At 71.8% G+C, this 23,100-nt stretch carries 22 protein-coding genes and 1 tRNA gene; 10 read left to right on the plus strand and 13 right to left on the minus strand.

The genetic code is table 11. The features are described from left to right. Nucleotides 1–193 precede the first annotated feature (193 nt). From ACIGO8_RS07715 to ACIGO8_RS07730, 4 genes are all read left to right on the plus strand, one after another. Nucleotides 194–871, plus strand: coding sequence for a 4'-phosphopantetheinyl transferase family protein (locus tag ACIGO8_RS07715; protein WP_399725474.1), 678 nt, complete (start codon nt 194–196; stop codon nt 869–871). A gap of 60 nt (nt 872–931) precedes the next feature. Further along, nucleotides 932–2,092 (plus strand): sensor histidine kinase, encoded by a 1,161-nt coding sequence (locus ACIGO8_RS07720; RefSeq protein ID WP_399725477.1) that lies wholly within the window; start codon nt 932–934, stop codon nt 2,090–2,092. Continuing rightward, on the plus strand, nt 2,089–2,763 hold the full coding sequence (locus ACIGO8_RS07725; protein WP_399725478.1) for a response regulator: 675 nt from the start codon (nt 2,089–2,091) through the stop codon (nt 2,761–2,763). The genes ACIGO8_RS07720 and ACIGO8_RS07725 overlap by 4 nt, the downstream gene beginning before the upstream one ends. A 211-nt stretch (nt 2,764–2,974) precedes the next feature. Then, nucleotides 2,975–3,619: a dihydrofolate reductase family protein gene (locus tag ACIGO8_RS07730; protein ID WP_399725481.1), complete on the plus strand. Its 645-nt coding sequence runs from the start codon at nt 2,975–2,977 to the stop codon at nt 3,617–3,619. A gap of 33 nt (nt 3,620–3,652) precedes the next feature. On the opposite strand, the gene ACIGO8_RS07735 is transcribed toward ACIGO8_RS07730, so the two are convergent. Further along, complete coding sequence (locus ACIGO8_RS07735) at nt 3,653–6,205, minus strand: discoidin domain-containing protein (RefSeq protein WP_399725484.1); 2,553 nt, start codon at nt 6,203–6,205, stop codon at nt 3,653–3,655. Between the two features lie 138 nt (nt 6,206–6,343). Further along, nucleotides 6,344–6,991, minus strand: coding sequence for a class I SAM-dependent methyltransferase (locus ACIGO8_RS07740; protein ID WP_399725487.1), 648 nt, complete (start codon nt 6,989–6,991; stop codon nt 6,344–6,346). Between the two features lie 173 nt (nt 6,992–7,164). On the opposite strand from ACIGO8_RS07740, the gene ACIGO8_RS07745 reads away from it, so the two are divergent. Then, nucleotides 7,165–8,001 carry a DUF2182 domain-containing protein gene (locus ACIGO8_RS07745; RefSeq protein WP_399725491.1) on the plus strand — a complete coding sequence of 279 codons (837 nt, stop codon included), beginning with the start codon at nt 7,165–7,167 and terminating at the stop codon, nt 7,999–8,001. A 113-nt stretch (nt 8,002–8,114) separates the two neighbouring features. Continuing rightward, nucleotides 8,115–8,771, plus strand: coding sequence for a DUF1326 domain-containing protein (locus tag ACIGO8_RS07750; RefSeq protein WP_399725494.1), 657 nt, complete (start codon nt 8,115–8,117; stop codon nt 8,769–8,771). 94 nt (nt 8,772–8,865) lie between these two features. Here ACIGO8_RS07750 and ACIGO8_RS07755 read toward each other — a convergent pair. Further along, nucleotides 8,866–8,939 (minus strand) — tRNA-Pro (locus ACIGO8_RS07755). A 125-nt stretch (nt 8,940–9,064) separates the two neighbouring features. Here ACIGO8_RS07755 and ACIGO8_RS07760 point away from each other — a divergent pair. The 3 genes from ACIGO8_RS07760 (at nt 9,065) to ACIGO8_RS07770 (ending at nt 12,607) form a co-directional block, all read left to right on the plus strand. Then, a complete protein-coding gene (locus ACIGO8_RS07760) occupies nt 9,065–9,814 on the plus strand; it encodes a transketolase (protein WP_399725497.1) in 750 nt (249 codons plus the stop codon). Between the two features lie 130 nt (nt 9,815–9,944). Next, on the plus strand, nt 9,945–10,838 hold the full coding sequence (locus ACIGO8_RS07765) for a transketolase family protein (RefSeq protein WP_399725500.1): 894 nt from the start codon (nt 9,945–9,947) through the stop codon (nt 10,836–10,838). 569 nt (nt 10,839–11,407) lie between these two features. Continuing rightward, a complete protein-coding gene (locus tag ACIGO8_RS07770; protein ID WP_399725503.1) occupies nt 11,408–12,607 on the plus strand; it encodes an acyl-CoA dehydrogenase family protein in 1,200 nt (399 codons plus the stop codon). Between the two features lie 107 nt (nt 12,608–12,714). Here the strand turns inward: ACIGO8_RS07770 and ACIGO8_RS07775 are convergent, their stop codons facing one another. From ACIGO8_RS07775 to ACIGO8_RS07805, 7 genes are all read right to left on the minus strand, one after another. Next, nucleotides 12,715–13,287 (minus strand): GAF domain-containing protein, encoded by a 573-nt coding sequence (locus tag ACIGO8_RS07775; RefSeq protein WP_399725506.1) that lies wholly within the window; start codon nt 13,285–13,287, stop codon nt 12,715–12,717. Next, entirely contained in the window at nt 13,284–13,928 is a 645-nt protein-coding gene (locus ACIGO8_RS07780; RefSeq protein WP_399725509.1) for a GTP-binding protein, read from the minus strand. The genes ACIGO8_RS07775 and ACIGO8_RS07780 overlap by 4 nt, the downstream gene beginning before the upstream one ends. Next, the gene (locus ACIGO8_RS07785) at nt 13,906–14,277 is read right to left on the minus strand and encodes a DUF742 domain-containing protein (RefSeq protein WP_399725512.1); all 372 of its coding nucleotides are present in this window, start codon (nt 14,275–14,277) and stop codon (nt 13,906–13,908) included. Before ACIGO8_RS07785 ends, ACIGO8_RS07780 begins: the two co-directional genes overlap by 23 nt. A gap of 2 nt (nt 14,278–14,279) precedes the next feature. After that, the gene (locus ACIGO8_RS07790; RefSeq protein ID WP_399725514.1) at nt 14,280–14,714 is read right to left on the minus strand and encodes a roadblock/LC7 domain-containing protein; all 435 of its coding nucleotides are present in this window, start codon (nt 14,712–14,714) and stop codon (nt 14,280–14,282) included. Nucleotides 14,715–14,721: 7 nt separating this feature from the next. Continuing rightward, the gene (locus ACIGO8_RS07795; RefSeq protein ID WP_399725517.1) at nt 14,722–16,632 is read right to left on the minus strand and encodes a sensor histidine kinase; all 1,911 of its coding nucleotides are present in this window, start codon (nt 16,630–16,632) and stop codon (nt 14,722–14,724) included. Between the two features lie 549 nt (nt 16,633–17,181). Continuing rightward, nucleotides 17,182–17,616: a nucleoside deaminase gene (locus tag ACIGO8_RS07800; RefSeq protein ID WP_399725520.1), complete on the minus strand. Its 435-nt coding sequence runs from the start codon at nt 17,614–17,616 to the stop codon at nt 17,182–17,184. After that, the gene (locus ACIGO8_RS07805) at nt 17,613–18,419 is read right to left on the minus strand and encodes an LLM class flavin-dependent oxidoreductase (protein ID WP_399725522.1); all 807 of its coding nucleotides are present in this window, start codon (nt 18,417–18,419) and stop codon (nt 17,613–17,615) included. The genes ACIGO8_RS07800 and ACIGO8_RS07805 overlap by 4 nt, the downstream gene beginning before the upstream one ends. A 93-nt stretch (nt 18,420–18,512) precedes the next feature. Here ACIGO8_RS07805 and ACIGO8_RS07810 point away from each other — a divergent pair, with 93 nt between their 5' ends. Beyond that, complete coding sequence (locus ACIGO8_RS07810) at nt 18,513–18,986, plus strand: Lrp/AsnC family transcriptional regulator (RefSeq protein WP_399725525.1); 474 nt, start codon at nt 18,513–18,515, stop codon at nt 18,984–18,986. A gap of 133 nt (nt 18,987–19,119) precedes the next feature. Here the strand turns inward: ACIGO8_RS07810 and ACIGO8_RS07815 are convergent, their stop codons facing one another. From ACIGO8_RS07815 to ACIGO8_RS07825, 3 genes are all read right to left on the minus strand, one after another. Then, nucleotides 19,120–20,289, minus strand: a complete 1,170-nt coding sequence (locus ACIGO8_RS07815; RefSeq protein WP_399725527.1) for an agmatine/peptidylarginine deiminase — start codon at nt 20,287–20,289, stop codon at nt 19,120–19,122. 46 nt (nt 20,290–20,335) lie between these two features. Then, on the minus strand, nt 20,336–21,787 hold the full coding sequence (locus tag ACIGO8_RS07820; RefSeq protein ID WP_399725529.1) for a purine-cytosine permease family protein: 1,452 nt from the start codon (nt 21,785–21,787) through the stop codon (nt 20,336–20,338). A gap of 158 nt (nt 21,788–21,945) precedes the next feature. After that, on the minus strand, nt 21,946–23,091 hold the full coding sequence (locus tag ACIGO8_RS07825; RefSeq protein ID WP_399725531.1) for an agmatine/peptidylarginine deiminase: 1,146 nt from the start codon (nt 23,089–23,091) through the stop codon (nt 21,946–21,948). Nucleotides 23,092–23,100 lie beyond the last annotated feature (9 nt).

Below are 23,100 nucleotides of genomic sequence, written 5' to 3' on the forward strand. Positions count from 1 at the left end.
GGGGCCGGCGGCCCCGGCGCCGCCCCGGGTGAGCGCACCCTCGTCGCGGCCTGCCGCCCCGTCGGCACCCCCCCCCCCCCCGGGCCCCCGGCGCCCCCCCCCCCCCCGCGGGGCGCCCGCTTCTGACGTGCTCCGCGCGGCCCGCCGCCGCTCCGAGCCGCTCCCCCACTGCACCGAACCGAAAGGAAGCGACATGCTGCATCCCGATGTCGTCGACGTCTGGCTCATCTCCCTCGACGCGGTGGCGCCCGGTGGCCACGACGACCGGGTGGACGAGCTCAGCCCGTACGAGCAGCACCGGCTGTGGCGGCTGGGCCAGCGCAATCCGAGAGCCCGGCACCGCTATCTGGCCACGCATCTCGCGGTCCGCGAGATAGTCGCCGGCTACCTCGGCTGCCATCCCGGCGAGCTCACCCATGTGCGCAACGCCCCGCACGGCAAGCCTGGATACAATCTCGGCTGGTGCCCCGGGCCCGCCGTGAGCCTGTCGCGGTCCGACGGTCTGGCCCTGCTCGGTGTGCGTCCGCCCGGCGCGACGGTCGGCGTGGACGTGGAGCGCATCCGGGCCGGCATCGACTGGCCGAGGGTGCTCGGCCGTCGTGCGGTGGGCACGGTACCGGGCTTTCGCGCGTGGACCCGTCTTGAGGCCTCCGTGAAGGCGTCCGGCCTCGGGCTGGCCGCCGGGGCGGGCCGGGATCTGTCGCCCTGGCCCGCCGCCACCCTGGCGCTTCCCCACCCGTTCCGCGACTACGCCGCGGCGGTGGCGACCGAACAGCGGCAAAAGCCGGTCGACATCAGATTCCGTCACCACTCGGGCGCCTTGGGACGTCCGAGTGAAGAACGTGCATTGGCGCAGGTAGGGTCGTGGTAAGAGCACGTTACAAGTTCAATTCTGTTCTTTCGACGTCAAGAAGTCTCGTTACACTCCTCCATGCAACGCAAGGGGGAGCTGATCATGATGAAGACCGAACCGGTCGAGGACACAAGGACTGCGGCACGACAGCTGGAGAGCTGGTTGTTCGCCGGAAGAGACGAGATCGTCCGCTCCTTCCGGAACGCCCTGCTGGAAATCTCGAGTCCCCTGGTAACCACGGACGAACTCTGGGTCGAGGCCCGCGAACACGCGCTGCTCGTCCTCGAGGAATGCTGCGCGGCCCTGCGTGAGGACGGCGACCGGGCGGGCGGCAACATCGCGCTCAGCCTCTCGGTCGGCCTGAGCACCCGGGGCATCCTGCAGACGGTGCACCCGGCCGACACGCTCCGCTCGTCGGGGCTGCTGTTCCAGATCACCCTGCAGTACCTGGTCAGGGTGGTCGCCGACCTTCCGCCCGCGCAGGCTTCCCACTGCCTGGGACGGGCGGTGTCGGCGCTCAACCAGAGCCTGTCGACCTGCCTCCAGGTGTCGGCGGCCGGCTATGACGCCTATCTCCTGAACAAGGTGGAGGAACGGGCCGGCAGCCACCGCCGGCAGCTGGGCCGCGACCTGCACGACCACCTGGGCAACACCCTGGCCGTGGCCCACCGCTACCTCGACCTGCACGAGCAGGCCTCGGAACGGTCTCGACCTGACGAACTACGGACGCCTTATTTGGGCCGTGTACGAGACGCTCTCGACGAGGCCTCCGTTTTCACCCGTCAACTGATCTCCGATCTGCGGGTAACGAGCGGAACGCGCCATCTGGCCGATTCTTTGAAGGAATACGCGGAGCAGCACCAGCCGTCCGGGACGGCCCTGCACATCGAGGTCAACGGGGACGAGAGCTGGCTCCCGCAGGAGCACGCCGAGGAGTTGTTTCTCGTCCTGCGGGAATTCCTCCGCAACTCACTGGCCCACGCGAGACCGAGAACCGTGGCGTTGAAGGTCGACGTGGCGCCGCACCGCGTGGACTGTTTCGCCCACGACGACGGTGACGGCTTCGACACCGACCGGCCCCTGGGTCTCGGCAGCGGCCTGCTGTCGATGCGCGAGCGCACGCAGGCGCTTGGCGGATCGTTCCACCTGACCAGCACGCCCGGCGTGGGAACCGGTATGCGCATGTCCGTGCCGCTGCCGCCCGGGCCGGAACAGGCCGGGGGGCGACCCGCTTCGTGAACCCGTACCGGATCGTGATCGCGGACGACCACACCCTGCTCCGCGACGCCTTGGCCGAACTGATCGCCGCCATGGGCGACTTCGAGGTGGTGGCGACCGCGGGCGACGCGCCCGGCATGATCGCCGCCGTCGCCGAACACCGGCCCGCCGTGGTCCTCATGGACATCGAGATGCCCGGCAACGAGGACCCGGGCCGTACGGTCCAGGCCCTGCAGGCCGCCTCGCCCGACACCCGCGTCATGGTGCTGACGATGCACGACGACCCGCGGCTGCTGCAGGCGCTGCTGCCGCTCGGCATCCGCGGCTTCCTGCACAAGACGGCCACCCACCGTTCGCTGACCGCCGCCCTGCGCGACGCCTGTACGCAGGACGGCCTGACCGTGTCGCTGCCGCCGCGCTCCCGGGCGGCGGCCCGGCAGCCGGCTCCCGCGCCGCCGCGTGAGAGTCTGAGCCCGCGCGAGGTGGAGGTGATCACGCTGGTGGCGGCCGGCTACAGCAACCGCCGCACGGCGACCTCGCTGGGCCTCACCGAGGGCACGGTCAAACGCCACATGCGCAACATCTTCGCCAAGCTGAGCGCCACCTCACGGGTCGACGCGACCAACAAGGCCGTCGCGGCCGGCCTCATCACGCCGCCCGCCTCGGCCCCGCCGAACACACCGTCGCTCTGACGCCCTCGGGGCGTCCTCCCGGGTCGGCCCCGGCCGCCACCGCGTCCCGTACGACGGGACGCGGGTGCGGTCCGGGGCTTCGGCATGCCCGCGGCGGGGCGTCTTGGGCGCGGCGCCTCGGGCGCGGCGTCTTCGGCGCGGCGATGAGTTCGCGGCCGACGGCCGGTCTATCTCTTGACGGAGACAACCGACTCTCCGCAGAGAGGAAGCCATGGGCCTCATCCACATCGAGATGTTCGCGACCCTCGACCTCGTCGGGCAGGCGCCGGGCGGCCCGGACGAGGACCCGGTGGGGTTCCCGTTCGGCGGCTGGCAGGCGCCGCTGCTCGACGAGGTCACCGGCGGGCAGGTCGCCGCCGCGTATGAGGGCACCGACGCCCTTCTGCTCGGCCGGCGCACGTACGACATCTTCGCCGCCTACTGGCCCCACCAGAAGGACGGCGAGGACGAGGCGATCGCCACGCTCTTCAACCGCGTCCCGAAGTACGTGGCCTCGCGCGGCCGGCCCGACCTCTCGTGGGCCGGGTCGACGCAGCTCGGCCCGGACCTGGCCGCAGCGGTGCGCGAGCTCCGGGACCGGCACGAGCACGTGAAGGTGGTCGGGAGCCTGAACCTCGTGCAGAGCCTCCTGCGCGAGAAGCTCTTCGACCGGCTCGACCTCTGGCTGCACCCGGTCGTGCTCGGCGTCGGCAAGAAGGTGTTCGACGGCGGCGCGGTGCCGTCCAACCTCACGCTTCTCGAACCTCCCGCCGCCGGCCCGAAGGGCACCGTCTACCTGCGGTACGGCCTCGCCGCCGGCACTCCCGCCACCGGAGACATGAGCGCCCCCGACCGCGGTGTCGGCGGCGACGCCTGAGCCCGCCCGCACCCTCTCGTCCCGTCCCCGTCGTCAGCTGACGGTCAGGAACTTCGCGACGCTCGGCACCCCACGGTCGTTCAGGGCGAAGAGCATGTACGTGCCCGGAAGGACTACGCCCTTGTCGGCCGGGATCGACACCGTGTACGTGCCGGGTGACACGGCCGTGGAGGCCAGCGGGACCCGCCGCTGGTCGTTGTCCGTGGAGTGGGTCGCGGCGGCCGCCCGCATCAGGACGAAGGAGGCCACCGGCCCGTCGGTGCCGACGGTGAGCGAGGCGCCCGCGGCGGCCCGGGCCGGTACGCCGCCGGTGATGGCGGGACGCGGTTTCGGCGAGCCGTCCGCGTTGAGCAGGTAGGGCGGTGTGAACACGGCCCCGTCGGCGTGGTTGGTAGCGCAGTCGCCGCACAGACCGCCGCCGCCGGAGAAGATCCGCCCGTCGGGCAGCAGGTTCGCCACGCTGTGGTAGTTCCGCGGGATGGCCATGGTGGCGAGCGGGGTGAAGCGGCCGGTCGCCGGGTCCCACAGCTCGGGAGTCAGCACGGAGGTGGCGTCGCTGAACGGCACCGGATAGGCCTGGCCGCCGAACACGGCGACCTTGCCGTCGGGCAGGACGACGCTGTTGACGAAGCCGCGGGCGTAGCCCATGTCGCCGGTGCGCGCGGTCCGGACCTCGGTGCCGTCGGTGCTGACGGTGTACGCGCGCCGGGTGGCGGGCGTCTTCTCGTAGGCGGGCGCGCCGCCCAGGGTGAGCAGCTTGCCGATGTCGTAGGCGACGGCGTTGCCGGTCATGGCGTCCGGGCTGTCGGCCCGGGTGCCGGCGGAGGTGATGCTGCCGTTCCCGCCGGTCGTGATCCAGTTCATCTGCTTGCTCGGGCCCAGCTGGAGCACCTTGCCGCCCGAGGTGGCGTACAGCCACATGTGGTTGTCGGCGCGGTAGGCGCCGGCCGGGTCGGCCGTCACGGCCGGGCCCGCGGGGACGCCGGGGAGCTTGCGCCAGGTGCGGGTGTCCGGGGACCAGACCTCGCCGGCCTTGTCGCCCGCGGCTCCGCTCCAGGATCCGCCGAGGACGAAGGCCTCGCCGGTGGAGAGGAGCGTCATGGCCTGGTAGCCGCGGGCGATGTTCATGTTGGTGGTCGCGGACCAGCCGTCGGTGGCCGGGTCGTAGATGCTGGCCTTCTCCGCGTTGCTGCCGCCGGTGACCAGGACCCGGCCGTCGGCGAGCATCGCTATGCCCGGGCAGAACATGTCGTGGCCGGTGTTGTCGATGCGGCGCTGGGTGACCTTGCCCGTCTTCAGGTCCAGGATGGCGGTCTGTGTGTAGCCGTTGCTGCCGCCGTAGCGGTCGACCGCGTACGCCGACCAGGCCAGGAGCTTGTCGCCGGGCAGGACGGCGGTGGCGACCGGGACCAGGGGGAAGCCGGTGATACGGCTCCAGGTGCCGTGGACGGCCGGGTCGGCCGGTCCGCTCAGGCGTATCTCGGCGGCGGAGGTCCAGGGCCCGCGGTTGCCGGCCTCGCGGGTCACGGTCAGGCGTATGTAACGGGCGGTGGCGGTACGGGTGAAGGTGGCGGTCTTGACGGTGTCGTCGTCCCGCCAGGTGCCGGAGGAGACCGGTGTTCCGAAGGTGGTGCCGTCGGTGCTGGTGGTGACGGTGTAGGCGCCCGCGCGGCCGTTCGCGCCGTCCTTGCGGGGCTGGTAGACGAGGGCGGAGACGGGCGCCGTGCGGTGCATGTCGACGGTGATGCTGTGCGGCAGCGGCGCCGGGGTGGTGGACCACCTGCTGTGCCAGATCGTGGTGGCGTCGCCGTCGAGGACGTTGGCGGCGCGGCCGTTCTCCTTGGCGGTCTCCTCGTCGCTCGCCGCGGCCGTCCATCCGGTCCGGGGCAGGTCGACGGTGGCCGCCGGTGTTCCGGGATCGCCGAGCAGGTTGAGCTCGGCGGCGGCGCTCCACGGGCCGCGGTTGCCGGCCTCGGTGAGGGCGGTGAGCCGGACGAACCGCGCGCCCTGCGGGGCGAATCCGAGCGTCTTGGCGCCGGGATCGTCGGCGAGGGTGCCGGTGGCGACCGGGCTGCCCCAGCTCCGGCCGTCGGTGCTCACGCTGATGCTGTACTCACCGACGCGCCCGTTGGCCTTGTCGGTGCGCGGCTGGTAGACGAGCGCCGAGACCACGGTCGTACGGTGCATGTCGACGGTGATGCTGTGCGGCAGCGGCGCCGGGGTGGTGGACCACCTGCTGTGCCAGATCGTGGCCGTGTTGCCGTCGAGGACGTTGCTCGCGCGGCCGTTCTCCCTGGCGGTCTCCTCGTCGCTCGCCGTGGCCGTCCATCCGGTCCGGTCGAGGACGGGAGCCATCGGCTCCATGGCGTTCGCCGGGGCCACGCCGTGGTGCGGCGACTGCTTCGCCGGCTGCTGGGCGAAGGGCACGGGCGTGGGCCGGGCGACGGGACCGTGGGCACCCGGCGCCGGGCTCGCCACGCCGAGCCAGGGGGTGAAGCCGACGATGAGCGAGCCGAGGCCGAGCGCGATGAGCAGAGGGGAGCGGCGCAGCGCTCCGGCGAGGGCGCGAACGCGTCTGGGCGGCAATCAGACCTCCTGGGCGAACCGTGTACCGCTACGGGCCCCTCGAACATAGGTCAGAATGCCTCAACTCGACTCCGGAACGGAGGAGTTGGCCCGAACCCGCCCGACCGGAACCGGAACGGGCTCCTCCGTCGGGCCGGTTCAGACGGTGCGGATCGCGGTGCCGAGGATGTGGGCACCGGCCGGCATCGGGACGCGGGTGGGCGGGAAGGCGAAGCGGTCGACCGCGGTGACGGTGAAGCCCGCGGCGGCGATCGCCGCCTCGGTGTCGCGGCCGGTGTGACAGCCGCCCGCCAGCCGAGGCCAGAGGGTGGCGTCGAGCACCCGCTGCAGGCCGCGCATCGCGGGCGAGGCGGCCCGTACGTGTTCGAGGAACCTGAGCTGCCCGCCCGGCCTGAGCACGCGCCGCAGTTCGGCGAGCGTCGCCGGCTGGTCGGCCACGGAGCAGAGCACGAGGCAGACCACGGCCGCGTCGAAGGAGGCGTTGGCGAAGGGCAGTTGTTCACCTCGGGCGGTCACCGTGTCCACCGGGAGGGCGAGGCCGTGCGCCTGCCGCACGGCCAGCGCACGCAGGGTCGGTTCCGGCTCGACGGCGACCAGACGGGTCACGTCGGGCGGGTAGTGGGGAAAGTTCAGTCCGTTGCCCGCGCCGATCTCGACCACCTCGCCGCTCAGGCCGGCCAGCAGCCGCCTGCGGTGCGCGGTGATGCCCGCCCGCTCGAGCGCCGGGCCGACGAGCCTGCTGTAACAGCGGGCGAAGACCGGATGCGGTGTGATCGGCTGCGCCATGACGCCCTCGCCCTCTCTCCTCGGGTGCCGGACAGGCCCTTTCTCCATGATGGGCCGTCGCGGCCGCGGTGACGTCGGGTGGGGGCGCGCTCACGTGCCGTGTCCGCGCCGGACCCGGTCGCGTCGCCGGGTCGCGTGTGCTGTTCTGGAAGCAGCCGCAGGAAGGCACGCCGATGCGTCGCAGCCGGATCTCCGCCTTCGTCCCCGCCCGGCCGCCCTCGCCGACCGGAGCCGGTGGAGGCTTGCAGCCCAGGCGGGATCTCGCGGCCGCCTGGATCCTCGTCGTCCTGATCTCCGTGCCCGCCTGGGTGCTGACCGTCGGTCAGGCCCGGGACATGGGTGTCGAGCCCGGCACCATGGGGATGGCGCTGCCCCTGTTCCTGCTGCTCTGGGTGACGATGATGGCGGCCATGATGCTGCCGTCCATGGCACCGGTGGCCCTCTCCTGGGTGCGCGGCATCGGCCGCCGGTCCTCCGGCTGGGCCAGGACCGCCCGCACGGTGGAGTTCGTGGCCGGATATCTCCTGGTGTGGACCGCCTTCGGCCTGCTCGCCTACGCGGCACTGGCCTTCACCGGCGGCCTGCTGGACGACCATCCCGCCGTCGGCCGCTGGATCGGCGCCGCCGCCTTCCTGCTCGCCGGCCTCTATCAGCTCGGTCCCCTCAAGAACGTCTGTCTGCGCCACTGCCGCGACCCGCTGGGTCAGCTGGTGCGTTACGCCGGCTTCCCGCGCCCGGCCCGTGACCTGCGGGTGGGCGTCCACCACGGCGCGTACTGCGTCGGCTGCTGCGCCGGGCTGATGGTCGTCCTGATCCCGCTCGGCGTGATGAACGTGGCGGCGATGGCCGGACTGGCCTTGGTGATCTTCGTGGAGAAGCTGTGGCCCCGGGGCGTCCTCCTCAGCCGCGTCGTCGGCGTCGCCTTCCTGGTCCTGGCGGTGCTCGCACCGTTCCAGGACTGGATGCTGCCGGGCCTGGAGGGCTCGATGCCGTCCATGGACGGCATGTGACCTGGAGGTGCAAGCTGGAAGGGAGACCGTCCTTTCGATCCCGGGAACGGGCTCGGGACACACGGCCTCGCCACTCCGAGTGGGCTCCTCGGAGCCCGGCTGGAGGAAGCGAGATGACACAGCAGGCCACCAGCGGCACGCGCTGGCATCTGGCCGGCGACTGGTTCGACGTGTGCAAGTGCGCGATCCCGTGTCCGTGCACCTTCGCCCAGCCTCCGACCTACGGCGACTGCGAAGGCGTCCTGGTCTGGCACATCCGGGACGGCAACTTCGGCGACGTACGGCTCGACGGCCTCAACGTCCTGATGCTCGGCTCCTTCGAGGGCAACCCGTGGGCCGGCACGCACACCGAGCCCTACGCCGCGGTCTTCCTCGACGAGCGCGCCGACGAGCAGCAGCGCGCCGCCCTCGGGGCCGTCTTCGGCGGCGAGGCCGGCGGATGGCCGGCGGAGTTCGGGCAGATGTTCCACCCGGAGATGCGGGGCATGGACGTCGTCCCGATCCATGTGGAGATCGACGAGGACCTCGCCACCTGGCGGGCCGAGATCCCGGGCCGTGTCACGGCGAGCGCCGAGGCGCTCACCGGCCCGACCACGCCGGACGGCACCCGCGTCCAGGTCCACAACCCGCCGGGCGCCGAGGTCGGACCGGGCCAGATCGCCACCTGGGGCCGGGCCACCGTCGACCGCGCCGACGCGTTCGGCTTCTCCTGGGACCGCACCGGCAAGTCGAGCAAGCACTTCCCGTTCGACTGGAGCGGTCCCGACTGAAGGACCCGCCGAAGAACCCGCCCCACGCGCGGGAGCCCTGTCTCACCGAAGTGAGACAGGGCTCCTGTTCTGCGACGACGAGGCGAACCTCTCGTCGGGACGACAGGATTTGAACCTGCGACCCCTTGACCCCCAGTCAAGTGCGCTACCAAGCTGCGCCACGTCCCGATACCCGTCTGACCTGGGCTTTCCCCGGCCGAACGCGCATGAGAACAATACCGCACTTCCGCGCGTGGTCACGAACCGGTTTGCGGTTTGACCTCAAGCAAGCTTGAGGTTGCAAGGTGTGAGGCATGACGAACACGACGTACACGCCGCGCCCGGACGCCCAGGACCACGCCCGGGATCACGCCCGGGACCACGCCCGGGACATCGAGCGGCTGCAGCGGCTCATGGGGCTCATGACCGGGGACGAGAAGCACTCCCCCGCCGCCACCTCCACGCTCGACGCGCTGTGGGTGCTCTACGACCGGGTGCTGCGGGTCGGGCCCGGGACCGTCGGGGACGCGGGCCGGGACCGGTTCCTGCTGTCGAAGGGGCACGGCCCCATGGCGTACTACGCCGTCCTCGCCGACAAGGGCTTCATCGGGGAGGAGATGCTGAGCGGGTTCGGAGGCTACGACTCGCCGCTCGGGCACCACCCGGACCGGACCCTGGTGCCCGGCGTCGAGATCGGCAGCGGGTCGCTGGGGCACGGACTGCCGCTGGCCGTGGGGACCGTGCTCGGGCTGCGGGCGCAGGGGCTGACCGAGCCGCGCGTGTGGGTGCTGATCGGCGACGCCGAGCTGGACGAGGGCAGCAACCACGAGGCGCTCGCCTACGCCGGGCCCGCCGGGCTCGAGCAGCTGCACACGCTGGTGATCGACAACAGCTCCGCCAGCCACGGCTGGCCCGGCGGGATCGCCTCCCGCTTCGCGGCGGCCGGCTGGTCCGCCGAGACCGTGGACGGCCGCGATCCCGAGGCGCTGTACGCCGCCTACACCGCCCCGCACCCCGGCCGGCCCCGCGCCGTCGTCGCCCGGGTCGAGCCCAAGTACGCCTGACGCGAGCGCCCCGGGCCCGGCCGACAGCGCGCCGCCCCGGGCACGGCCCCCGGCCGGCACCGCCCCGGCCCCGCACCGCCGCCCCGGCCCCTCCTTCCTCTCACCTCAGCTCAGCTCTCAGGAGACAGCCATGGACACCATGCGCGACCGCTTCATCGCCACCACCACCCGCCTGCTCGACGAGGACCCCCGGCTCGCGCTGCTCCTCGCCGAGATCAGCAAGGACGGCTTCCGGCAGGCCCTGGACCGCCACCCGGACCGGGTGATCAACGTCGGGATCCGCGAGCAGCTGCTGATCGGCGCGGGCGGCGGGATGGCGCTCACCGGGATGCGGCCGATCATGCACACCTTCGCGAGCTTCCTGGTCGAGCGCCCCTTCGAGCAGCTGAAGCTGGACTTCGGGCACCAGGGCGTCCACGGCGTCCTGGTCAGCGCGGCCGGCTCGTACGACTGGCCGGCCGGCGGCTTCACCCACATGGCACCCGGTGACGTGGCCCTGATGGACACCCTGGACGGCTGGACCGTGCACGTGCCGGGACACCCGGACGAGGCCGAGGCCCTGCTGCGGCGGGCCGCCGCGAGCGAGGAGTCGGTGTACGTACGGCTGTCCGCGCACGCCAACGCCTCGGCGCACCCGATGTCGCCGGGCGGTTTCACGGTGCTGCGCGAGGGCGCGCGCGGAGTCGTGGTCGCGGTGGGTCCGATGCTCGACAACGTGCTGGCCGCGACCGAGGGCCTGGACGTGACGGTGCTGTACGCGACGACCGTCCGGCCCTTCGACGGCGAGGCCATGCGCCGAGCGGTCGCCGGGGCCCGCCCGGACGTCGTCCTCGTGGAGCCGTACCTCGCCGGGACCTCGACGGCCGCCGCGAACGACGCGCTCGCCGAGCTGCCGCACCGCGTCCTCGGGCTCGGCATCGGGCGGCGCGAGCTGCGTCGGTACGGCTCGATCGAGGAGCACCTGGCCGGCCAGGGACTCGACCCGGCGGCGCTGCGGGCCCGGATCACCGCCTTCCTGCCCTGACCCGCGTCCGCGCCCGGCGCGCGGCGCCCACGCACGGCGCGCGGCGCCCGCGCACGGCGAGAACGTCCCGGGCGCGTGCGCGCCGCCCACGCTCCGTGACGCACGCCCCTTACACACCGTGACGCGCCCTCGCTCCCCGTCCGTGCTCCCGCACGCCCCCGGCCGCCTCCTCCTGGCGGGGTTCAGGGGCCCGGAAGCCGTGGGGTTGCGGCGCGCCGGGGGCGGGCAGGTGCTTCCGGAATGCCGCGTCTTCGGTGAGGAAGTGGCGTTTGAGGCGACCCGGCCCCTGTCGGGGCCATATGCCCACGCATCCCGTGCCGTTGGCATGTGGCAGAAAGATGACCCTGGGGAATGTCCTTCGGATCGGACTGAGCAGGCCAAGACCGCGCGAAACACAGTCAGAAACAAACGTCAACCATTCCGGTTTCAGACAAACTTGGTGTCGATATTGATCCGTCCCGTAAAGATCAACACCATGAAGTGGTCGGCCTGTTCGGGACGGGACCACTGCCGATGCACCACCTGCTCGGCCCACTAGACGAGCAGGCGTTTCGCAGGGGAGGACTCGAATGGACGGCTACTTCAGCAGCAGGCTCCATCACCAGCTCCGGGAGACGGTCCGGGACTTCGCAGAGCGTGAGGTTCGGCCACGGATAGCCGAGATGGAGGAGTCGCGCTCCGTACACCACGAGCTGTCCCGGCTGATCGCCCGACAGGGCTGGCTGGGCGCGACTATCGGCCACGAGTACGGGGGCATGGGCGCCGGCCACCTGGCCAAGACCATCATCATCGAGGAGCTCTCGCGGGTCAGCGGCGCGATGGGCGCCATGGTCCAGGCCTCGCAGCTCGGCACCGCCAAAATCGTGCACTTCGGCAGCGACGAGCAGCGCAAGACCTGGCTCCCGGCCGTCGCCGCCGGCGACTGCCTGCCGACCATCGCGGTCACCGAGCCGGAGTCCGGCGGCCATGTCCTCGGCATGTCCGCGACCGCGGTCCGCGACGGCGACGACTACGTCCTCAACGGCAGCAAGGTCTACGTCGGCAACAGCCATGTCGGCGACCTCCACGGCGTCGTGGTCCGCACCGGTCCCGGATCGAAGGGACTGACCGCGTTCCTGGTCGAATCCGATCGCCCCGGGTTCAGGACCGGTCCTCAGCAGCCCGCGATGGGCCTGCACGGCTTCAGCTTCGGCGAGCTCATCTTCGAGAACTGCCGGGTGCCGGCCGCCAACCGGCTCGGCGACGAGGGCGACGGCCTCGCCGTCGCGTACTCCTCCAGCGTGCTCTACGGCCGGGCCAACCTCACCGCCGTCTCGCTCGGCATCCACCAGGCGATCCTGGAGGAGACCACCCGGTTCGCCACCGAGCGCATCCGCTACGGCAAGCCGCTCGCCGAACTCCCCACCGTCAAGCTCAAGCTGGGCCAGATGCAGTCGCGGCTGATGACGGCCCGGCTCGCCGCGTACCACGCGGTCCATCTGCTCGACCAGGGCATGTCCTGCGACACCGAGCTGATGAACGCCAAGCTGGTCAACGTCGAGTCCGCCATCGACTCCGGCCGCAACGCCATGGAGATCCACGCCGCCGCCGGTCTCTTCACCGATCGCGCCATCGAGCGCTACCTCCGCGACGCGCACCACATCTTCGCCCCGGCGGGCACCTCCGACATCCAGCTCCTCCGCCTCGCCGAGGTCGCCCTCGGCCAGGACAAGGGAAGCTGGTCGGAGCGGCTCGCCGACGTGCTCCGGATGGAGCCCGCGCACGTCTGACGCCCCGTCGGCCGAGACGGGTCAGCGCACGAAGAAGTGCCCCGGAGTCCGGCGGGAGAGCCGGACACCGGGGCACCGGTGTGTCCTCACGGGTGAGGACCGGACCGTCAGAGCAGGCCGTCCTCGCGGCGGTGGATCTGCTCCACCAGCTCCGCCGCCATCGCCTTGATCGTCTCCAGGCCGGCGCGTCCCCAGGGCCGTACGTCCGTGTCCACGACGCAGATCGTGCCCAGGGCGACACCGGTGCGGTCGATCAGCGGCGCGCCCATGTAGGAGCGGATGCCGATCTCGTCCACGACCGGGTTGCCCGCGAAGCGCGGGTAGTCGCAGACGTCCTCCAGGACGAGGGCCTTGCGGCGCACCACCACGTGCGGGCAGTAGCCGTGGTCACGGGCCATGAAGCGGCCCACTCCCCCGCTCCCGGCGGCGGTGGCGCCGAGGTCGGTGCCCGAGTGGCTGCCGGACGGCGTGTGCAGACCCGCGAAGAACTGCCGGTTCTCGTCGATGAAGTTGACCATCGAGAACGGAGCGCCGGTCACCTCCGCGAGCCGGTGGGCGAACTCGTCGAACGCCGGGTCGGGCTGCTCGCCGAGCCCCAGCTCGCGCAGGCGGCGGACCCGGGCGGGCGCCTCCTGGTCGACGGGGGTCAGCAGCATGTGACCGGTCGGGTCGTAGGTCATGTCGTGGCTCCGTAGCTCGGCACGGCGGCCGGGATGGTGGTGAGCAGATGCTGGACGAGGGTCAGCAGGGTACGGATGGCGGAGCTGGAGATCCGTGCGTCGGTGAGCACGACGGGCACCGTCGGCTTGAGGTCGAGGGCGGCCCGTACCTCGTCCGGGTCGTAACGGTAGGCGCCGTCGAACTCGTTGACGGCCACCACGAACCCGATGCCGCGCCGCTCGAAGAAGTCGACGGCGGAGAAGCAGTCCTGGAGACGGCGGGTGTCGGCGAGCACGACCGCGCCCAGCGCGCCCTCGGAGAGTTCGTCCCACATGAACCAGAAGCGCTCCTGGCCCGGCGTGCCGAACAGGTAGAGGACGTGACGGTCGTCGAGGGTGATGCGTCCGAAGTCCATCGCGACCGTGGTCGTGGTCTTGGACTCCACGCCCTCCAGGCTGTCGGTGGCCGCGCTGACCGAGGTCAGCAGCTCTTCGGTGCTCAGTGGTTCGATCTCGCTGACGGCGCCCACGAAGGTGGTCTTGCCCACGCCGAAGCCGCCCGCGACCAGGATCTTCAGCGCGGTGGGGAACGGGTCGGTGGCGAAGCCGTCATGACCGTCGTGACCACGGTCGTGGCGCTCAGAGCCGTTGTCGTAGGCCATCGAGCACTGCCTCCAGCAAGGAACGGTCGGTTGGATTGGCGTGGAACCGGGGCGCCCGGGCGGTGATCGCCCCGCAGTCCACGAGATCGGAGAGCAGGACCTTGGTGACGACGGCCGGGAGCCGTAAGTGCGCCGCGATCTCCGCCACGGAGGTGGGTCCGTCGCACAGGCCGAGGGCCAGCGTGTGTTCGGGACCCATGTGCGGCTGCGGGGAGCCGCCGGTCGCCATCACCATCGAGAGCAGGTCGAGCGCGGTGGTCGGCTTGGTCCGCCCGCCACTGACGGTGTACGGACGGATCAGCCGGCCTGCCGCGTCGTCCAGCCAGGGTCCTTCCTGAGCGGACCCCATCGTCACTGTCCCGCACTGCCCGTCGCGCCGGCGGCCTGTCTGGCCGGGGTGACCAGATAGGGCCGCACGCTCTTGACGAGCATCGCCATCTCGTAGCCGAGGACGGCGGCGTCCGCCTCGCGGCCGGCGAGGACCGCGAGGCAGGTGCCGGAGCCCGCGGTGGAGACGAACAGCAGCGTGGAGTCCAGTTCGACCACGACCTGCCGGACCTCGCCGCCGTCGCCGAAGCGCGCGCCGGCGCTGCGGCCCAGCGAGTACAGGCCGGAGGCCAGTGCGGCCATGTGGTCGGCCGCGTCGGGGTCGAGGCCGTGGACGGACTTCACGAGGCCGTCGGAGGAGAGCAGTACGGCGTTGCGGGTGTACGGCACCCGCTGGACCAGGCCGCTCAGCAGCCAGTCGAGATCCGAGGAATGGCCGTTCGGCGCATTGCTCGCCATGGTGCATCTACTCCTTGTGCGCGTCACCGGGACGCAGCGGTTCACGGGGGGCGGGTTGGGATTCTGCGAGGCCGATGCCGCGCTGGAACGCGGCCATCAGGCCCGGGTCGTGCAGGGCGTGCTCCTCGGGCTTGCGGGCCGCGGGCTCGTCGCGCAGCTGCGGGACGAGGTGCTCCTGGGCGCGCCGCTTGGGGAGGTCGGGCCTGCCGGGTGCCGCGGGGCGCGGGGCCGGGGGGACCTCGGCCGCCGGGGCGGGGTGGGGAGTGCCGGGCCCGACGGGCTCGGCGTGGGTGGGCTGCGGCGGTACGCCGGGGAGGGCGCCGCCGAAGCCGGGGCCGGGTGCGCCGTGGCCGCCGGCCGCGGCGGGGCCGGCCGGAGCCGGGTGGGCGGGGGCCTGTGCCTGCACCGGTACGGGGCGGGGCGCGGGCGCGGCCGGCGCCTGGGGCGCCGGGGCCGGAGGCGTGGCGGGAGCGGGGGCCTGAGCCGGGGCCTGAGCCGGGGCCGGGGCCTGCGGCAGCGGTGCCTGGCCGGCGCCCTGCCCGTTGAGCTGGCCGTTCAGCTGGCCGTTCACCTGCCCGTTGAGCTGGCCGGGCAACTGCCCGTTGAGCTGGCCGTTGAGCTGGCCGGCGGCCTGGGCCTGCGCGGCCTGGCCGGCTCGCGCGAGCCCTTCCGGGTCGGCGCCGAGCAGGCCCTGCGGCAGGACGAGAACGGCCTGGACGCCTCCGTAGATGTTCGACTGGAGCCGTACGGCGATGCCGTGGCGCCGGGCGAGGGCCGAGACGACGAAGAGTCCGATGCGGCCGTCCTGGAGCAGATGCGCGACGTTGACCTGGTCGGGATCGGCGAGCAGGGCGTTCATCTTGTTCTGCTCGCTGACCGGCATGCCGAGACCGCGGTCCTCGACCTCGATGGCCAGGCCGGCCGTGACGTACTGGGCCCGCAGCAGCACGGTGGTGTGCGGCGCGGAGAACAGGGTGGCGTTCTCGACCAGTTCGGCGAGGAGGTGGATGACGTCGGCCACGGCATGGCCCCGCAGCGTACCGTCGATCGGCGGCACCAGCTTCACGCGCGGGTACTGCTCGACCTCGGCGATGGAGGAGCGCATCACCTCGGTCATGGTGACCGGGTTCGACCACTGGCGGCGGGAGATGGCGCCACCGAGGACGGCGAGGTTCTCCGCGTGCCGGCGGATGCGGGTGGCGAGGTGGTCGACGTGGAACAGGCCCTTGAGCAGCTCCGGGTCCTCGACCTCGTTCTCCAGCTCGTCGAGGAGCTGGATCTCGCGGTGGACGAGGGACTGGAGCCGTCGGGCGAGGTTGACGAAGACCTCGACCTTCTGTTCGTTGCCGACGCTGCTGGAGAGCTTGGAGGCCTGCACCACGGCCGCCACTGCGGCCTCGTGAGAGCGGGTCAGCTCCTGGGCCAGCAGGTCGAACTCGTCACCCTTGGCGCCGCTCGGAACGGCCGCGGAGCGGAGTTCCGGGCTCTCGCCCCTGCGCAGCTGTTCGACGACGGTGCGCAGTTCGTTCTGGGTGCGGGCACTGGAGCGGCGGAGCGCGCCGACGCGGTCGAGCACCGACTTCGCGGCGCGGTCGGCGCCGAGCGCGGCGGCGGTCACCGAGGCGACCGTGAGCGCCGCGGCGCCGGTGAGCGCGGCCCACAGACCGGGCGAGGGGCTGGCGCCGGTGGAGCGGATCGTGAACAGCACGGCCGCGGCGCCGCCGAGCGCCACCGCGACCGCGGGAAGAACGGAGGTACGCAGGAGTTGGGGGCGTATGCGGGCCTCGGTGAGAAGCGGCGCGGGGGACTGAGCGGAGCCGGCGCCGGTCGCGCCGGCGGCGGTGCGGGCGCCTGACCGGCCGTGCCGCCCGCCCTCGCGGCGTTCGGACCGCGCGGCGGGTGCGCGAAGTTGAGACATGAGTGTCCTTGGTACGTGCCCAGGATTCGGCGTACTACGGGGGGTTCGCTACGGGGGAGGGGTCCTACGTGGGTGTGATGAGCCTACCGATGATCACCAAGCACCCACTGTAGACGTCAACCGTTCACCTGCGGTGCGCAGTTGGCAAACTTACCCGTAGAGCGGCCCCCTCTGGTATCGCCCTTCGCACGACAGGCCGAGAAGGGTTGGCCGAAACTCGCCGCACCCGGTGCGCGGCGACGGAGCGGAGGAGCGTCCGGGCCGGTGCAGGCCGCGGCGCGGCTCGCGCGTGGGCCGCTAGCGGAATCCCGTTGCAGGGGCGCGCGCAGGGGAGCACGGGACGGCGTCGGCGCACGCCGACCGGAGTCCACGCGCCGGCCCGGGACACGGACCGGCGCCGTCCGGATTCGCGTTCGTTCATTCGCGTACGAGATCGGGCGGGACCGGGCGGGCGTCGCCGGGCCTCGGCGGCTGCCGGCGGCGGCCGGGTCCTCGCTCACACCGCGCGGGCGGCGGCCCTGGAGACCGAGGCGGCGCGCGGGAGCCGGGTCACCGCCGGTAGTAGGTCTCGATCGGGACCCGGGCCTCGTCGAACAGGGCCGGGCCGTCCTGGACCACGGCGGGCCAGGCGCCCGACTCGGGGTTGAGCGATACGAGTTGCGCGGTGGACAGCGCGTGCACGACCCGGCCGAGCCCGGAGCGGACGATGGCGCCCGCACACATGCCGCAGGGCTCGCAGCTGGTGTACATGGTCGTGCGGGCGGCCGTGTCCGGGGCGAGTTCGCGCGCCGCCCAGCGGGCCAGCTTCAGCTCGGGGTGGGCGGTGATGTCCTCGTCGCGCCGCACGGTGTTGTGGGCCTCGGCGAGAATCGTGCCGTCCGCCCCGGCCAGCAGCGAGCCGTACGGCGCGTCGCCCAGGGTGACGGCGTGCGCGGCGATCTCGAGGGCGCGCCGCAGGAGCTTCTCGTCGGCGGGGGTGATCACGGTGCTGTTCTCCTGTGGTCGGCCACGGCGGCGAGGGTCTTCCAGGCGGCGTGCGGCCTGCGGGTCTCCTCGGGGTCGCCATGGTACGGGTCGAGTACGACGGTTTCGGCCCCGAGACGCGCCAGCTGGTCGAGGTCGTCCAGGATCTGTTCGAGGGTTCCGACACCTGCGGGCCGCTCGGGGGTGTCGACCGGCGCGGCCGTCGCCCGCAGGGCGATACGCGGCGCGAAGCCCGGCAGTTCGTGCCGGGTGACGACCGAGCGCATCCAGGGCAGGGTGCCGCGCAGCGGGTGCCAGGCGTCGCCGAAGCGCACGGCGCGGCGGATGCCGGCCTCGCTGTTGCCGCCCACCCAGATCGGCACCGCTCCCCCGTCCGTCCGCCAGGTGGCGCGCAGGGTGCGCAGACAGTCGTCGGTCAGTCGGCCGCGCGCGGCGAACGGCACCCCGAGCGCGTCGAACTCCTGGCGCGCCCAGCCGATGCCCACGCCCAGCACGAAGCGGCCACCGCTGATCCGGTCGAGTCCGGCCGCCATGCGGGCGACGAGCAGCGGATGCCGGTAGGGCAGGACGAGCACGGTGGTGCCGAGCCGCACCCGGGTGGTGAGGCCGGCGAGCCAGGAGAGCGTCGTGAACGGTTCGTAGAACGGCTCCGGATACCGCTCGGCCACGTCCGGGGTGACGGTCACGTGGTCCGAGACCATGAGGAGGTCGAAGCCGAGGCCCTCGACGGTCCGCGCCCAGTCGCGGAGCACGCCGGGATCGGTCCCGGGGCCGAAGTTGGGGACGTTGACGCCGATTTGCATGACCGGAGGCTATCCTCGCGATCATGACGGACTGAAGAGAACTCTCCTTGCGTTCCCTCGGTTTCGCCGTGGCTTTCCCGGTACTCTCGCCGGATGGCCGTGAATCTCGACGACGTGGACTGGGCGATCGTCCGGCAGCTCCAGCAGGACGGCCGGATCTCCCTCAGCGAGCTCGGACGACGCGTGAGCCTGAGCCCGTCGGCCACCACGGAGCGGGTGCGCCAGCTGGAGGCGGCGGGCGTCATCACCGGTTACCACGCGGCGGTCGACCTGGCGAAGGTCGGCTACCCCGTGCTCGCCGTCGTCCGGCTGAAGTACCCGGGCAACCGGCACGAGCCGCTGCGCCGACTGCTGGCAGAACGCGCGGAGATCCTGGAGTGCCTGCGCACCACCGGAGACGACTGCTACGTCCTGAAGGTGGCCGCCACCTCCATGGGGCACCTGGAGACGCTCGTGGACGAACTGGCCGGCTTCGGTTCCACGACCACGAACGTGGTCTACAGCCGGACCCTGCCGTGGCGCGGCCCGGACAGACCGCGCCGGGACCCCGACGGGACGCCCGGCTGACGGGCACCACAGCCAGGCTGGAATCAGCTGGTGGCTCACCGCAGCCCGCGTCGACGGTCTACCGGTGATCAGTTCGGCTGCTCACGCCGGATCGGGACGGCCCGGGTCCCGGAACGGGACCCGGGCCGATGGCTCAGCGGTTGGGTTCCTGCATCGTGACGCAGTGGGCGCCTCCGCCGCCGTTGCCGTAGAGGTTGTCGAGGTTGAGCTGGACGACGGGGCGGCCGTAGGCGGCCGCGATCGCCGTCCTGGCCGCCTGGTCCTTGGTGGTGTCGCCGAACTGGGTGGTGACGATCGCGCTGTTGGTGACCGTCCAGTTCATGTAGGAGCTGAGGAAGTCGGCCTGCTTTCCGGCTGCGATACGGGGCAGGACGTCGGGGCCCTCGATGGTGAGGACCTGGAGGCGGCGGCCCCTGGCGTCGGTCGCGTTCACCAGGACGTCGTGGATGGCCTGGGCGTTTCGCGACCAGACGTCCGGCCTGACCGCGCCCGCCAGTTGCACCATGACCACGCCGGGCTTGATGTAGCGGGCGGTGCCGTCGATGTGGCCGTCGGTGACGTCCTGACCCGTCACGCCGGGGAGCCAGATCATCTTCGAGGCGCCGAAGCGGGACAGCAGCTCCGCCTCGATCTGGGCGCGGGTCCGGCCCGGGTTGCGGTTGCTGTTCAGCCAGCAGCTCTCGGTTGCCATCAGAGTGCCGTCGCCGTCGTACTCGATGCCGCCGCCTTCGCCGACCACGGATGCCTTCGCGAAGGGGACGCCGGTGTAGGCGGCGAGTCGCTGCGCGAGCGCGCGGTCCTTGTCGTAGGCGGAGGCGGGGATGCCGTAGAAGCTGGTGGCGTTCTCGCCCCACGCGTTGAAGTTGAGGCCGAAGGCGTCCAGGCCGCCCATGCCGTCGACCCGGAAGAGCGGGCCGGTGTCCCGCATCCAGCAGTCCGAGACGGGCACCGAGCTGATGACCGTGACGGTGGACCCGCAGGCGGCCCTGGCCTGCGAGGCGGCCGACGAGCCGTCCGCGCACATGACGACCGGCTCGTACGTGGCGATCGCCTTCGCCAGCTTGGCGATGTCGGCCTGGATCTTGGACAGCAGGTTGCCCCAGATCGTGTAGCTGGACGGCCAGGCCATCCAGGTCCGCTTGTGCGGGCTCTCCTCCCCCGGCACGTGCCAGGAGGAGGCCGCGGCCGGCCGGATGCCACCGAGTACCGGCCCTGCCGCCAGCGCGGCCGCGGCCGCTCCGGTTCGGGCCAGGAGTGTTCTGCGGCTGATGCCGGGGCGTTCGCCGTCGTGCTCTGTCTTCACGTGGTGCTCCTTCTTGAAAGGTCCTGTACGTGCTGACGCGGGTGGTTCAGTGAAGTCGTTCCAGCAGCCCCTCCTCCCGGACCAACCGGCGTTCGGTGGCCAGGTCGAGGCTTCCGGCGAAGGCCCGGTAGAGGCCGCCCGCCACCGGCAGGCCGACGAAGACGGAGCAGTCGACGCCGCCGAGGAGCTTCGCGACGGGCCCGACGAAGAGGCCGGTGATGACCATGAACGGGGCCATGCAGGCCAGTCCGATGAGGTAGGCGAGGTTGCCGCGCCATCCCCACCGGCCGTAGATCCCGTGCGGGTTGAAGATCTCCTCGACGACGTACTGGCCACGCCGGACGAAGAAGAAGTCGACCAGGTTGATGGCCGTCCACGGGATGAAGAGGTAGGTCAGCACCACGACCACGTGGGCGAAGAACCAGTTGAACTGGTCGATGCCGACTGCCGTGGAGACCGTCCCGACGGCCACCAGCATGATCCCGATCGTCGCGACGCGGATGGCCCGCGTCGGCTTGACCGGCCGGAACGAGTCCACGATCGAGATCATGGTGAGGCTGCCGCCGTACTGGTTGATCGCCATGACGGAGAGCAGGCCGACGAGCAGGACGACGACCGCGACCGTGCCGAACCCGCTGAACAGGCGGTCCGCCGCCAGCTTCAGGGCGGTGACCGGGTCGGTGCCCTCGGGAGAGCCGGCCGAGACCACGGCCCCGAGGAGGAAGACCCATATCCCGGAGATCGCGCTGGGCAGGTACGTCCACCAGAAGGTGCTGCGGACCGGAACGTCGGGTCTGAGGTAGCGCGAGTAGTCCGAGACGTACGGCGCCCATCCCAGCTGGAAGCCGGCGACGAAGACGAACACGAGCATGAAGGGGGCGAGTTCGAGGGGGCCCGCGTTCCATGCACCGTCCGGTAAGCCGCCGCCGAAGAGGGCGGCCGCGGTGATCGCGGCGGCGATCACGACGAAGGGCCAGGTGAGCCACCGGTTGAGCCGATGGATCCAGTCGTACCCGAAGAGGGCGATCACCGTCGCGACCGCGGCGGCCAGCAGATAGCCGAGCTCGTTGGGGACGCCGGTGAGCAGGTTCATGGCCTGACCGGACAGCAGGGCGTCCGACGTGTTGAAGGCCACGTAATTGACCAGGGCGAAGACCCACACGGTGAGTGCCGCTCCGAGATAGCCGAACTGGGGCCGTGACTGGACGAGTTGCGGCAGGCCCAGCTGCGGCCCCTGGGCCGAGTGGAACGCCATGAAGAACGTGCCGAAGAGTGACCCGAGGACGGTGGCGACCGCCGTCCACACGAGCGAGGCCCCCATCGAGAGCGTCACGACGCCGGTCGCCAGGCCGGTGAGGTTGAGGCTGCCCACGAACCAGATGGCCCCGACGTGCGAGGGTTTGCCGTGCCGTTCCGAGAGCGGCACCCAGTCGATCGAGTGCCGCTCGATGCCCGGATGCGGTGCGGAGTCGTGGTACTCCGGGACAACTGACCCCATGGGGGCTCCTGTTCGGGGTGGGTGGGTCCGTGAAAGGCCGGCCGCGGCGCCGGTCTGCCCGTCGGCGTCACGCGGCGCGCGCCCACCCTAGGGACTGACTTAAATTTCAGTCAATGGATCGGACGGAACTCGCCCTCCCCCGTTGCGGCCATGTCCTCTCAGGCCACGGGCTGTTGCTGGGTGACGCAGTGGATGCCGCCGCCGCCCGTTCCCAGGCGGTCGATGTTCAACTGCTCGATGCGACGGTCGGGGTAGAGACGGTTCAGGGTCGCCCGTGCGGCCTCGTCCGCCCTCCTGTCGCCGAACTGGGCGGAGATGACGGCGTCGTTGCAGAGATAGAAGTTGGCGTAGGAGGCGAGGAAGTCCCTGTGGGTGGAGCGGATCATGTTGTAGTCCGGGCCCTGGAGGCGCATGACGTCCATTGCACGGCCTGCGGCGGTGGTCGAGGCGGAGAGGGTGTCGTACTGGCGGCGGGCGTCGCGGGCGTAGGCGTCGTTCTCGGACGGGAGGGGCGTCTGCACGAGGGCCTCGCCGGGGGCGAGGAAGCGGGAGGTCGCGTCGACGTGGTCGTCGGTGATGTCCTGGCCGCGGACGCCGTCGAACCAGATGACCTTGGACGCGCCGTACGCGGCGCACATCGCCCGCTCCAGCTGCCGTTCCGACATGCCGGGGTTGCGGTTGCGGTTCACCAGGCTGCTGCGGGTGGCCATCAGGGTGCCGGCGCCGTCCTGTTCGATGGCGCCTCCCTCGCCGACCAGGTCGGCGTAGGTGAACGGCACGCCCACGTGGGCGGCGATCCGCTCGGCGACGAGGGCGTCCTTGGCGTGGGTCTGCTTGTCGCCCCAGCCGTTGAAGTTGAGGCCCACGGCGTCGAGACCGCCGTAGCCGTCGGTGCGGAAGACGGGTCCGGTGTCGCGCATCCAGCAGTCGTCGACGGGGATGGAGCTGATGACGGCGACGGTGGAGCCGCACATCGAGCGTGCCTTGGCGGCGCTGCCGGGGTTCGCGCACATGACGACGGGCTCGTACTTCGCGATCGTACGGGCGATGAGGGCGATGTCCGCCTGGACGCCGCCCAGTCGGCCGGTCCAGATCGCGGTGCTGTCCGGCCAGGCCATCCAGGTGCGGGTGTGGCGGACGTCCTCGATCGGGACGCGGAAGGCACCGGCGGCGGAGGCGGCGCCGGCCCGGCTCTGGAGGGTCGTGGCGACGGCGGCCCCGGCGGCTGTCAGACCGGCGGCGGCCAGGAACCGGCGCCTGTTGAGGCCGGGACCCGCGTGGCGGGCGACGGCGTGATCGTTCATGGGGACCTC

Origin of the sequence: Streptomyces sp. NPDC053493 (assembly GCF_044544825.1) — a bacterium.
GTDB lineage: Bacteria > Actinomycetota > Actinomycetes > Streptomycetales > Streptomycetaceae > Streptomyces.

What these genes read in the sequence shown, in the direction of transcription:
- ACIGO8_RS07825 (WP_399725531.1), bottom strand. Translation starts at nt 23,091, where the DNA reads ATGAACGATCACGCCGTCGCCCGCCACGCGGGTCCCGGCCTCAACAGG.
- ACIGO8_RS07820 (WP_399725529.1), bottom strand. Translation starts at nt 21,787, where the DNA reads ATGGGGTCAGTTGTCCCGGAGTACCACGACTCCGCACCGCATCCGGGC.
- ACIGO8_RS07730 (WP_399725481.1), top strand. Translation starts at nt 2,975, where the DNA reads ATGGGCCTCATCCACATCGAGATGTTCGCGACCCTCGACCTCGTCGGG.
- ACIGO8_RS07795 (WP_399725517.1), bottom strand. Translation starts at nt 16,632, where the DNA reads ATGTCTCAACTTCGCGCACCCGCCGCGCGGTCCGAACGCCGCGAGGGC.
- ACIGO8_RS07805 (WP_399725522.1), bottom strand. Translation starts at nt 18,419, where the DNA reads ATGCAAATCGGCGTCAACGTCCCCAACTTCGGCCCCGGGACCGATCCC.
- ACIGO8_RS07785 (WP_399725512.1), bottom strand. Translation starts at nt 14,277, where the DNA reads ATGGGGTCCGCTCAGGAAGGACCCTGGCTGGACGACGCGGCAGGCCGG.
- ACIGO8_RS07790 (WP_399725514.1), bottom strand. Translation starts at nt 14,714, where the DNA reads ATGGCGAGCAATGCGCCGAACGGCCATTCCTCGGATCTCGACTGGCTG.
- ACIGO8_RS07770 (WP_399725503.1), top strand. Translation starts at nt 11,408, where the DNA reads ATGGACGGCTACTTCAGCAGCAGGCTCCATCACCAGCTCCGGGAGACG.
- ACIGO8_RS07780 (WP_399725509.1), bottom strand. Translation starts at nt 13,928, where the DNA reads ATGGCCTACGACAACGGCTCTGAGCGCCACGACCGTGGTCACGACGGT.
- ACIGO8_RS07720 (WP_399725477.1), top strand. Translation starts at nt 932, where the DNA reads ATGCAACGCAAGGGGGAGCTGATCATGATGAAGACCGAACCGGTCGAG.
- ACIGO8_RS07810 (WP_399725525.1), top strand. Translation starts at nt 18,513, where the DNA reads ATGGCCGTGAATCTCGACGACGTGGACTGGGCGATCGTCCGGCAGCTC.
- ACIGO8_RS07775 (WP_399725506.1), bottom strand. Translation starts at nt 13,287, where the DNA reads ATGACCTACGACCCGACCGGTCACATGCTGCTGACCCCCGTCGACCAG.
- ACIGO8_RS07760 (WP_399725497.1), top strand. Translation starts at nt 9,065, where the DNA reads ATGACGAACACGACGTACACGCCGCGCCCGGACGCCCAGGACCACGCC.
- ACIGO8_RS07765 (WP_399725500.1), top strand. Translation starts at nt 9,945, where the DNA reads ATGGACACCATGCGCGACCGCTTCATCGCCACCACCACCCGCCTGCTC.
- ACIGO8_RS07740 (WP_399725487.1), bottom strand. Translation starts at nt 6,991, where the DNA reads ATGGCGCAGCCGATCACACCGCATCCGGTCTTCGCCCGCTGTTACAGC.
- ACIGO8_RS07715 (WP_399725474.1), top strand. Translation starts at nt 194, where the DNA reads ATGCTGCATCCCGATGTCGTCGACGTCTGGCTCATCTCCCTCGACGCG.
- ACIGO8_RS07745 (WP_399725491.1), top strand. Translation starts at nt 7,165, where the DNA reads ATGCGTCGCAGCCGGATCTCCGCCTTCGTCCCCGCCCGGCCGCCCTCG.
- ACIGO8_RS07750 (WP_399725494.1), top strand. Translation starts at nt 8,115, where the DNA reads ATGACACAGCAGGCCACCAGCGGCACGCGCTGGCATCTGGCCGGCGAC.